Origin of the sequence: Amycolatopsis sp. NPDC023774, assembly GCF_040639695.1 — a bacterium.
GTDB lineage: Bacteria > Actinomycetota > Actinomycetes > Mycobacteriales > Pseudonocardiaceae > Amycolatopsis.
Map to the genome: position 1 here is coordinate 1 of NZ_JBFAAJ010000072.1, position 8,970 is coordinate 8,970.

Genomic DNA, 8,970 nt, shown 5'->3' on the forward strand with positions numbered 1-8,970 from the left:
GCGCGACAGTCAACCTCTCCTGCCCCATGAACCGATCACCTCCGCAACGACGACGGGGATACCAGCCACCCGAACACGCGCAAAAACGCCGGGCGAAAGAAAACGAGTTAGCACCCGGCCAAATAGCCATGCCATACCAGCGGGCGGCGTACCGATGATTACGACGCTACCACGCCAACCAGGACGCGGAAGCGCCGACAATTGGGTGGGATATGGAACGCTGGCGTTCATTGTTTCGGGTGAAAGGCTCTCACTGAACGCTCCCCAATTCTGCGCCATGTGAGCGACCGAAATAATCGATCGTCGGCTCATGGGACCACACATGGGTACCGAGGGTCGACCCACGTACACGGGCGTGAGCAGCCGCTCCGCTTCGTCAGCGGGGAGTTTCTTGACCTCCCTCTTCCGCACGTCGGGTGTCGAGGCAGTGGCGGAGCAGGCTCGGCGCGGTGAGCTGGTCGCGGGTTGATGTCGTTTGTCGCAGGAGCACTGTCCGCGACGGATTCGGTTACGATCGAGTGACCGAAGAACCCGAAATTCAGCAAAAGGGCCATGCGCTTACGTGCGAAAACTCAACAACCGGCCCTATTTTTAACCGAATGGCCCAGTTGAGTGGCATGTGGGTTACCACCAGTCCCGCTTCGGCACCTAATTGCCTCGTCACCACGGTCGGACAACCATTCGAAGTAAGGCATATGTATGCGCTAATTCGGGTTACCGTCACAGGCCAGGTTCGCGCCTTCCCCGAGGTCGCCCACCGGCGTGGGAGCGGTGTCGAGAGTCTTGTCCAGGTGCCGGTAGATAGTGGGGCGCATTCTGAGCACGAGCTGAACTGGTCGGTCGACGGCCTGATGCAACCGGCGGCCGACCGCAACACGAGCCCGGGGCAGTTGCGACGTGCTCGGCGCTGTTTTTCGGTGCCTGTTACCGGGAGTTCTCACAGCTGGACGCGAAGGCGGTCGGGTGGGTGTGGGGTCAGAAGGGCAGCGAAGGAGCGCCACTTCTCCGTGAGCTCGACCCTTGGCCGAATTTAGTGGCGAGCAGCACGAGGTCGCTTCCGATGACCACCTTTGAGCCCCAGCGCGCTAGCCTCGCGCTCCGCGCGCTCCGTGTTGCGCGCGCCGCTCAACGAAGGGGAAGACAGGACTATGGGGGACAAACGGCAACTGCGCATCGGGACCGGTGGAATCGTCCTCGGCGCAGTCGTGGTCCTGGCGGCCCTGGGCGTCACCGCCGCAATCAGCTTCACTGCCGGCAGCGACAGCGGCACCGCTGATGCGGTACGCCACTTCGAGTCCCGCGTGTTCCCCAGCCCCTCCCCAACGTCAGCTGCCGAGACCACGTCTATGCAGCCATTCCACACGAACCACATCTTCTCGGCGAACCCCTACGAGGCCGTCCGGTTCGTGTACCACAACATCGCGCAGGGCTTCGTCGACGACGCCTGCGGCCGGTTCAGCGAGGACGTCCAGGACAAGTTCGCCCAGGACGTCGGCCAGATGGACTGCCGCGCCGCGGTCGAAGCGCTGCACGAGCAGGTCACGAGCCAGAACGACTACGCCGAGTCCTTGCCCTCCTACGTGTCCGGGCCGGCACCGGCCAGTGTCGTGACCATCGACTCGTGCACGTTCGACATCGAGGGCGGCCCGGCGCTCGGCTTCTTCCAGGTGGCGCAGGTCGACAAAGGACAATGGCTCATCACGGGCCACTCCCCGGGGCCAGAGAAGTGCCTACCCCACTGAGCACCGCAACCCCCGGTTGCCACTACCGACGGGGACCAGGTGGTAGCGCGCCAGAGGGGAATACCCCACCATGCTCCTGTGGCAGACGAGAGAAAGCGCCCGTGGCCGCTCGGCAAGCGGCTGGAGGCTGCGAGGAAGGCCGCTGGCCTGAGTCAGCGTCAGGCGTCGGCGGCGGCCGGTTTCTCCGTGACGACCTGGGGGTAGCTCGAGAGCGGCGTGCGCAAGCTCGGCGGAGGCGTCGAAACGCCCATGAACCCTCGCGCGTCGATTGTGATCTCGGCGGCGCAGGTTGTCGCCCTGGATCCTGGTGAAGCGCTGAAGATGGTCGGCATTGATCCGGCGCGGCATGCTCCGAAGGGGTCCGAGCGGCCGACCGTGTCGCAGGCTCGCCTTCTCGAGTACTTCGCACGGCTGAACGAGCGGCAGCGCGGGGCGCTACTCGATCTCATCGAGTCGATGCTGCCGCCCGAGGACGGCGACGTGCCCGCACTTGCCGCCGAACCGGTGGCCGATGTCACCTGACGGCGCAATCACCGGGTCACTGGGCGAGGAGTCGGCTCCGGCCCTACTCGGACCTGGCCCACCTGCTGGTCACCGACATCGCCGACGACCCCAACGGCCTGATCGTCACCGTCCGGTTCGGCAAGACGATCGGCACCTCCACCGTTCCCTACGCCCGCGACCCCGATCTGTGCGCGGTGCGCGCGTGGCACGCCTGGACCAGAGCCGCCGGCATCGGCGACGGGCCGGCGTTCCGCCGGATCGACCGCCACGGCACCCTCTTCGACGCCGGGCTGAGCCCGCAGGCGGTCAACGACATCCTCGCCCGAGGCACGACACCGTGTTCCTCGAACGCCGCAGTCCAGTCAGCTGACCTCAGGTGAAGTACGGGCCCCTTCGGTCGCTCAACGCGTCGGGGCGGTTTTCCGGGGACACATCCGCCGCAGTGCCGCGGCCGGACGTGAACCGGTCCGCGGCGCTGCGGTGGATTACAGGCGGCCTTCGAGGGTTTTCATCACTGCGGTGTATTCGGCGCGCATCGTGCCGTCGGGAGGATTCACCAGGGAGATCGTCGCGAGGCGGGTCTCACCATGGCTGGACTTGGCGACCACGATGTCGGTGCCGCCGTCCTTGCTGTAGCAGTACATCGCGGCTTCGTAGAGGGACTGCACGTCATCTGCGCAGGACTCGCTGAACAGCTGCAGCGCCTTCTGCGGGGAGAGCAGCGACGGCACGCCGCCGACCGTCAGGGTTCCCAGGTGGGTCCCGGGGGGATCGGCGAGGTGGTAGTCGCAGTTGTAGGCGGTGAACTGGTCTTGGTGTGTCTGGGGCTGTTCACTGCTGGCGTCGACGTCTGTGTCGTCGAACGTCTTCGCGAACTCCGCCGGGGACAAGAACGGGCACGCCGCGCTGAGGTGTGCCGGAGAAACCGCTGGCACGAACGGCGCCGGGGGAGGGGCGCTGCTGCTGGTGGTGGGCGGCAGGCTGCTGCTGGAAGCCGGCGGCGCCGCCACAGCTCCGCTCCCACTGTTCGAGCACCCTGCGGCAGCCGCCGCCACGAAAGCGACGGCGATGAATCTTCGAGACAAACGCATGCCCTGAATCCTGCCGGACGTTCCCGGAATTCCCGCTGTCGGAGATCCACTCGTGATCACCGGGAGTGACGATTTGGGGGACTTGTCCGCTGTGCGTAACATTTGCGTGATCTGGACCGGATTGCACGAGGGGACCGGCAGGATGAGGTGATGCCGGATCTGCTCTGGGACGAGGTCAGAAGCCTCTTCGATCCCCACCTGATGGGTGCGCTTCCCGACGTCTCGGTAGCCGACGCGTCGGCCGAGGACTGGCAAGCGGTGTTCGACCTCGTGCGGTCACAGGGGTGGGCGTGGGAGTACCAGCTGGACGATGTCGTCACGCCGTTGCCCACGGCGGTCGAAGCGTTGGGTCATCCGGTCGATGCGGAGCTCAGAGCACACCCGGGGTGGGGCATTGAGTTCGACTGACTGTCGGCTCGGCGGGGTCAGATCTCGTCTTGGTAGATGTCGATCGAGGTCGGCTTGAGCTGGTTCAGGACGGACCACTCCGGCCGGAGTGAGATGGCCCCCGCCCAGTCGTCCAGGGCGGTGTCATCCTCGCTGAACCACCATTCGGTGTGTCGGCCGAGTGCGACGAGCGAGGGGTCTAGCGCGAATCGGATGTCGAGATGGACCTGGACGTACTGCTCGTTGCGAATGGCAAGCTGACGCGTCGGGTCCAGGTGAAAGGCCGGCTCACCGGTGAAGTGGTAGACACCGAACTGGTAAAGCAGGCCGTCGGCATCTGGCTCGTCAGGGATGTCGAAACGAAGGGCCGCGAAGTCCAGGAACGCTGCCCAGGCCTGCTGCGCGCTCAGGTCGCTGACGGACCATCGCCGTGCTTCGATCTTGGCGAGCAACGCCTCGGCGGCGCTGTCGAGGGGCAGAGGGTGCTCGGCTGTCACAGGAGCATTGTGGCGTCTAGTCACCCAGGTGGGGCCGAAATTCGTGACGACAAGGCCGACCGACCGCGCAGTCACAGCGGCATACCTCTCGCGGCCTGGTCGCGGGGTTTCGGCCTCGATCAGGACTCCCCAGCTACGCACGATGGGTCTTCTACCGGCGTCGCACTGTGCGCCGCCGGGTCTGTTGCCGGTCAGTACGACCACCCCACCCGAGCGTCCAGGTGTCCGTCATGATCATGACCGTCGCACACAGCCGCGTCGGTCATTGTGTGTTTCGTGCGGGTTGTGGACAACTCGCCGCGCTGGCCGCTTCTGCCCTGGCTCGTGATCGATCGCCATACGGTGTCGCCCGTTGCTTACCCGTTCGGCTGCAGCGGGCGGGAGGCCCTGGTCGTAGGGTCGCCCCTGCGTTCCGCCCGCCGTCGGCGGCGTGACCGGACGGGCAGCGGCGGGAGGTCGGCCGCCCGACGTGCGGCCGCGGCCTGGTGAACCCGCCCGCGCATCTGCTGCCACGCGGCGATCTCCGCGACCAGGCTCGCCAGCGCCAGCAGCAACGCGAGGCCGGCGAACTTCTCCTTGCCCCGCCCGGACAGGGCACCGGCGGCCGCGATCCGCCGCGACGCCTGCCGCAGATCACGCGCCACCGGGCCGATCCGCGCGGGCAGAACACGGTGCGGTGTCCGCCCCGCACGGTCATACCGCTCAGCGATCTCCGCCAGCGGCCCCGGTTCGCGTCCTTCCCGGCCGCGAGCAAGCGCCGCGAATACCTCCCCGGCGGCGTGCGCGATCCCGTCCACGTCCCCGCCGCTCTCGCGAACCTGCACGGTGGCGCGTCCGACGATGGTAGCGGCGTGCTCAAGGGCGTCCTGGCGCTCGGCGCGGGAGACGCGGCCGTCCTCGGTTCGCTCGATCGGTGCGGCCGCCGGCGTGCTCGCCCAGCGGGTCATCAGCTTCGGCCACGTCAGATCGGCCGCGAGCTTCGTGCCCGAGTAGGTCACCGGCGTGCCGTCGGCGGTGACGTCGCCCGGGAGCGACACCGTGTAGCCGCGGATCTCGCCGTCCGCGCCCACCGTCGTCTTCGGGTTCAACCCCTCCCGGCGCAGCCGCGCAGGAACTCCTCGCTGCTGCTCGCGCTGGCTGCGCACTGGGCGACCACCCGGCGCAGCTCTTCGCGCGCGGTCACCGCCCAGCCCTTGCGTTCGGCCTTGCCCTTCTCGCGGCGGGTCGGCGCCGGCAGCGCGGTCTTGTCCGCCCCGGCGGTGGCCACCAGCCCGAACTCGCGCTCGATCTTACGGCACTCCTCGCGCAGCTTCGGGTAATCCCGGTACGGATAGATCCGTTTGCCAGTGTGTTCGGAAACCAGCGTCGCCATCAGGTGGATGTGGTCGTCTGCGTGACGCACGGCGATCCACCGAGCGCCGGCCTGATGGATACCGGTGGCCTTCATCAGCCGCTCGGCGATCTGCTCCTACTGCTTGTCGCTTAGCGTGGGGTCGTCGGGGTGCAATCGGACCGGGCAGTGCCACACGTAGCCCTCCCGCAGCACAACCGCCTTCTTCTTCTCGTCGTACCGATAGTGCTTGACCCAGGACGGCGCGTGCGGCGGCAGCGCACCGCCGGCGCGCAGCTGCAGAGCCCACTGCGGTGTGATCCGCGGCGGGTTGTTCAGCGGAAGCCCGGCGTGCTCGGCCAGTTCCTGCATCGTCTGGGTCAGCGGGCCAAGGTCGAAGTCGAACGCACCAGGCTCGAGGATCTCGCCGTCGAGTTTGACCGCGGGCAGCTTGTCGGGGTGGTGCAGCCACGGGGCGCCGTCCCAGGAGCCGACCACGCGCGGGTTCTTGTGCTCCTCGAATTGGCCCGGCCCGAACAGATACCTGATCAGCCCAGCGGGCCTGTAGCCGCGCACGACTTTGGCGATCACGGCACCAACCGCTCCCGGACGTCTTTGATCACGGTGTCGGAGGTCCGCACCACATTGGCGATCAGGCGCATGATCGCCACGGCTGCCTGCGCGATCTCGATCTCGCCGGTCGCGTTCGCGACTTTGGCCACGTCGTTGAGGTTTCCTCCGACGTTGGTCAGTACTCGCCGATGCTCGCGCAGTTCCTGCGTCAGTGCCGCGACCGCTTCGCGGTAGGTCGCTGTGCCGGGGTGCTCTGCCCGTGCGGCGTCGTAGGCAGCCTGCTGTGCCCAGGGCGCCGGCTTCCTGCCTGCGAGGGCTGCGGCCTGCACGATCACGGCCCACTCGGTGTCGCTGTAGCGCAGCATCCCGCGTGGTTCGCGTTTGCCTGTTGTCGAATGCTCGCAGTACCCCGCGTCCCCACCCGTCATCGTGTCCCCCGACACTTTGTCCTGCGACCCCGCGGTGCGGTGTCGGCTACGTCGGGTCCGGGTGGGCCGACCCAACGATCTTGTGTTCGTGTCTCGCGTGTGAGCTGAGCTCATTCCCCAGGTTTTCGGCGCCGCCCAGCTTTTCCGTTTCCGGCCCGTCGGCCTGAGACTGCTGTTCGGGCTGTCCGTAAGGACAGTCTGCCAGGCCGCGCAGCGGTCTGGGCCAAAGCGTTTCGCTTTGGCATTATCTTGCTCTGCGGATCGCCTATTGCAGCGGAGACGAATTCGGGTAGGTGTGCATCTTCCAAACCGCCGCGAACGGCGGACGGCCCGCGTCCAGCAGGAACAGGCTCTGCCAAGCAGAAGGTTGGCACGGCGAGCGTGCAACGCGATGCGGTTTGCACGTCACCTCTTCGGGCGAGTGACCTGCGTCGATGCGCCCAAACTCGCATCTGATGCGGAAATCTCCCGTCCGATGGAGATGAGGGCTCCGGCGACGTTTGGTGGCTGGCGCTGACGTGTGATGCTTGGCGGCGTGACCACCGGCGGTTGGCGTGAACGCTTCCTGTCTGACGACGGAGTGGTGCTCCAAGCACCCGCCGCAGCTGTCGATCTTGCCGCGGCGGAGACAGCGCTGGACGCCACGCTTCCGGAAGCGCTGCGCGAGCTCTATCTCGTCACCGATGGAGTGTTCGACGGCCCTGGCCAGTGGTTCGTGGTGTGGCCGTTGTCCGATGTTGTCGAGCGCAACCGTGCCGATTGGTCGAGCTCGGTCCAGGGAACAGCCCGGGTCGACCTGGTCGGCTTCGGCGACGACGGAGCCGGCGCGCCATTCTGCGTCCCGCGTGCCGGCGGCTCAGGGGTGTTCGTTTGGTCCGCGATCGACGCCGCCGCGACCCGTCTGGCCGACACGGTCGAAGAGTTCTATGCCCGGTGGCAGGCGAGCTCGCTCCCGCCGTACTGACCTCTCGTTGGTGGCGATGCCGATGCTGGCGCTAGCATTCTCATCCAAGGTGGACCGTCTCACCGAACCTGTCCGACGACTCGGCCTTGGACCACGCTCATGGCTCAAGTAGCCGATGAGCGGGCACCTCGCTCGTCCGCGCGCCGAGAAACCTGTTGCGAGTGGCCGGCATCAGATGTCTAGTTGATCGGCCACCACCTCACCGAGCACGGCCGAACCCTCGAAACCTGCCGCCAGGCCGACATCGACCGCTGGTTCGCCACCGATCTCGGCCGCCGAGGACATTCCCGCGCATTCCTGCGCTGGTGCATCACCCACCACGAACTACCGCGCCTGCGGCTCCCGGCCGTCGCCAAGAACGCCGGAGTCCGGCTCAGCCAGCGACAACGTCTGAGCTACATCCGCCGTGTCTTCACTGACGAAGCCATTCCCGCCTGCGACCGGGTCCTCGCGCTGCTGATCCTGCTCTACGCCCAACCGCTGGTGAAGATCGCCCAGCTGACCGTCGATGACGTCCTGCGCGACCACGACCAGGTCCTGCTTCGGCTCGGCGACCCGCCGATCCCGGTGCCACGTCCGTTCGCCGACGTGCTGCTCGACTACGTCGGCAACTGACCTTCGTTCGACTGGACGAACACCTCGCCGTCGGTGTCGACGGAGACGCGCACGCCCAGCGCCGGGCAGGTCACAAGATGGTCAGGTGCGTTCCCAGACCAGCTTGGTCGCAGACTTCTCCCCACGAACGACGATCGGGTCGGCCGTGGCAAGCTGCAGGCGACGTCCATCGAGGGAGACGATGCGCTGCTGCGTCTGGCCAAGCCAGTTGGGGAACAGGCTGACGGTCATGTGATGGGTGAGTCGGCCGTCGGGGCTCACCTCGAACGGGCCCGCATAGGCGATGTAGCCGCGTGCAGCCGCCGCTAGCTCGTTGTGGTCTGCTTGGTGCAGATCACCGTCGACGAACGGCGATGGGTCTGCCGCCATGAGCTGGGCCGACATATAGCCGTCCTCGGTGTAGAGGAGCAGCCCACAAGCGTCCTCACCCAAGGGATGCCAGACGGTCCCGGTAGCGATGCTCCGCGTCTCGTAGGAAACGAGTCGCCAGGTCCCTACCAGTTGGGTGCGAAGGTCCACTGCGTTCATGAGCGCGTTATCCATCCTCGATGGTGATCGGATCGGCATACTCGCTTTGTCAGTGCGCGGTCCATCCGCCGTCGATGGACAGCGCCACTGATAAACGAAGCCTGCAACACGGGCACGGTGCCGCGGCGTCACCGAATGTCATTATCTTGCCCGTTACCAACACACGCTGTAGTGTGCGCTTTCGTGCGCCAGTGGCGGACGAAGGCAGAGTCTGCGGTGAATCGTGGCCAGGGCGGCTCGGTGGCCGGGGTGCCGGTGCGGATGAAGCCGAGCCAGGCGGCGCGCAGGTGTCGGCCCAGTGTGTCGATGTC

General features: G+C 66.7%; 14 protein-coding genes. 6 read left to right on the plus strand and 8 right to left on the minus strand.

Annotated features, from left to right (window positions below; translation table 11 throughout):
* Positions 1-1,148 precede the first annotated feature (1,148 nt).
* The 3 genes from AB0F91_RS46250 (at position 1,149) to AB0F91_RS46260 (ending at position 2,264) form a co-directional block, all read left to right on the plus strand.
* Positions 1,149-1,742, plus strand: a complete 594-nt coding sequence (locus tag AB0F91_RS46250) for a hypothetical protein (protein WP_360608745.1) — start codon at positions 1,149-1,151, stop codon at positions 1,740-1,742.
* 78 nt (positions 1,743-1,820) lie between these two features.
* A complete protein-coding gene (locus AB0F91_RS46255) occupies positions 1,821-1,946 on the plus strand; it encodes a helix-turn-helix transcriptional regulator (RefSeq protein ID WP_360608747.1) in 126 nt (41 codons plus the stop codon).
* Positions 1,947-1,958: 12 nt separating this feature from the next.
* On the plus strand, positions 1,959-2,264 hold the full coding sequence (locus AB0F91_RS46260; RefSeq protein WP_360608749.1) for a hypothetical protein: 306 nt from the start codon (positions 1,959-1,961) through the stop codon (positions 2,262-2,264).
* A gap of 467 nt (positions 2,265-2,731) precedes the next feature.
* Here the strand turns inward: AB0F91_RS46260 and AB0F91_RS46265 are convergent, their stop codons facing one another.
* The gene (locus AB0F91_RS46265; RefSeq protein ID WP_360608751.1) at positions 2,732-3,136 is read right to left on the minus strand and encodes a hypothetical protein; all 405 of its coding nucleotides are present in this window, start codon (positions 3,134-3,136) and stop codon (positions 2,732-2,734) included.
* A gap of 351 nt (positions 3,137-3,487) precedes the next feature.
* Between AB0F91_RS46265 and AB0F91_RS46270 the strand changes: the two genes are divergently transcribed.
* Positions 3,488-3,745 carry a hypothetical protein gene (locus AB0F91_RS46270; protein WP_360608753.1) on the plus strand — a complete coding sequence of 86 codons (258 nt, stop codon included), beginning with the start codon at positions 3,488-3,490 and terminating at the stop codon, positions 3,743-3,745.
* A 17-nt stretch (positions 3,746-3,762) separates the two neighbouring features.
* On the opposite strand, the gene AB0F91_RS46275 is transcribed toward AB0F91_RS46270, so the two are convergent.
* The 5 genes from AB0F91_RS46275 to AB0F91_RS46295 all read right to left on the minus strand — a co-directional run bounded on the left by AB0F91_RS46275 (position 3,763) and on the right by AB0F91_RS46295 (position 6,489).
* Entirely contained in the window at positions 3,763-4,221 is a 459-nt protein-coding gene (locus tag AB0F91_RS46275) for a hypothetical protein (protein WP_360608755.1), read from the minus strand.
* Positions 4,222-4,577: 356 nt separating this feature from the next.
* Positions 4,578-5,309, minus strand: coding sequence for a hypothetical protein (locus tag AB0F91_RS46280; protein ID WP_360608756.1), 732 nt, complete (start codon positions 5,307-5,309; stop codon positions 4,578-4,580).
* Positions 5,306-5,683, minus strand: a complete 378-nt coding sequence (locus AB0F91_RS46285; RefSeq protein WP_360608770.1) for a relaxase/mobilization nuclease domain-containing protein — start codon at positions 5,681-5,683, stop codon at positions 5,306-5,308. Before AB0F91_RS46285 ends, AB0F91_RS46280 begins: the two co-directional genes overlap by 4 nt.
* 6 nt (positions 5,684-5,689) lie before the next feature.
* On the minus strand, positions 5,690-6,142 hold the full coding sequence (locus AB0F91_RS46290) for a hypothetical protein (protein WP_360608758.1): 453 nt from the start codon (positions 6,140-6,142) through the stop codon (positions 5,690-5,692).
* Entirely contained in the window at positions 6,139-6,489 is a 351-nt protein-coding gene (locus AB0F91_RS46295; RefSeq protein ID WP_360608760.1) for a hypothetical protein, read from the minus strand. Before AB0F91_RS46295 ends, AB0F91_RS46290 begins: the two co-directional genes overlap by 4 nt.
* A gap of 598 nt (positions 6,490-7,087) precedes the next feature.
* On the opposite strand from AB0F91_RS46295, the gene AB0F91_RS46300 reads away from it, so the two are divergent.
* Together AB0F91_RS46300 and AB0F91_RS46305 are read left to right on the plus strand one after the other, a co-directional pair.
* Entirely contained in the window at positions 7,088-7,516 is a 429-nt protein-coding gene (locus AB0F91_RS46300; RefSeq protein WP_360608762.1) for an SMI1/KNR4 family protein, read from the plus strand.
* 183 nt (positions 7,517-7,699) lie between these two features.
* Positions 7,700-8,131 carry a hypothetical protein gene (locus AB0F91_RS46305; RefSeq protein WP_360608764.1) on the plus strand — a complete coding sequence of 144 codons (432 nt, stop codon included), beginning with the start codon at positions 7,700-7,702 and terminating at the stop codon, positions 8,129-8,131.
* An 81-nt stretch (positions 8,132-8,212) separates the two neighbouring features.
* Here AB0F91_RS46305 and AB0F91_RS46310 read toward each other — a convergent pair whose 3' ends face one another.
* Both AB0F91_RS46310 and AB0F91_RS46315 read right to left on the minus strand, forming a co-directional pair.
* Positions 8,213-8,659, minus strand: a complete 447-nt coding sequence (locus AB0F91_RS46310) for a lipocalin-like domain-containing protein (protein ID WP_360608766.1) — start codon at positions 8,657-8,659, stop codon at positions 8,213-8,215.
* Between the two features lie 128 nt (positions 8,660-8,787).
* Positions 8,788-8,970: hypothetical protein (locus AB0F91_RS46315; protein WP_360608768.1), on the minus strand; the 183-nt coding region annotated here is incomplete at its 5' end.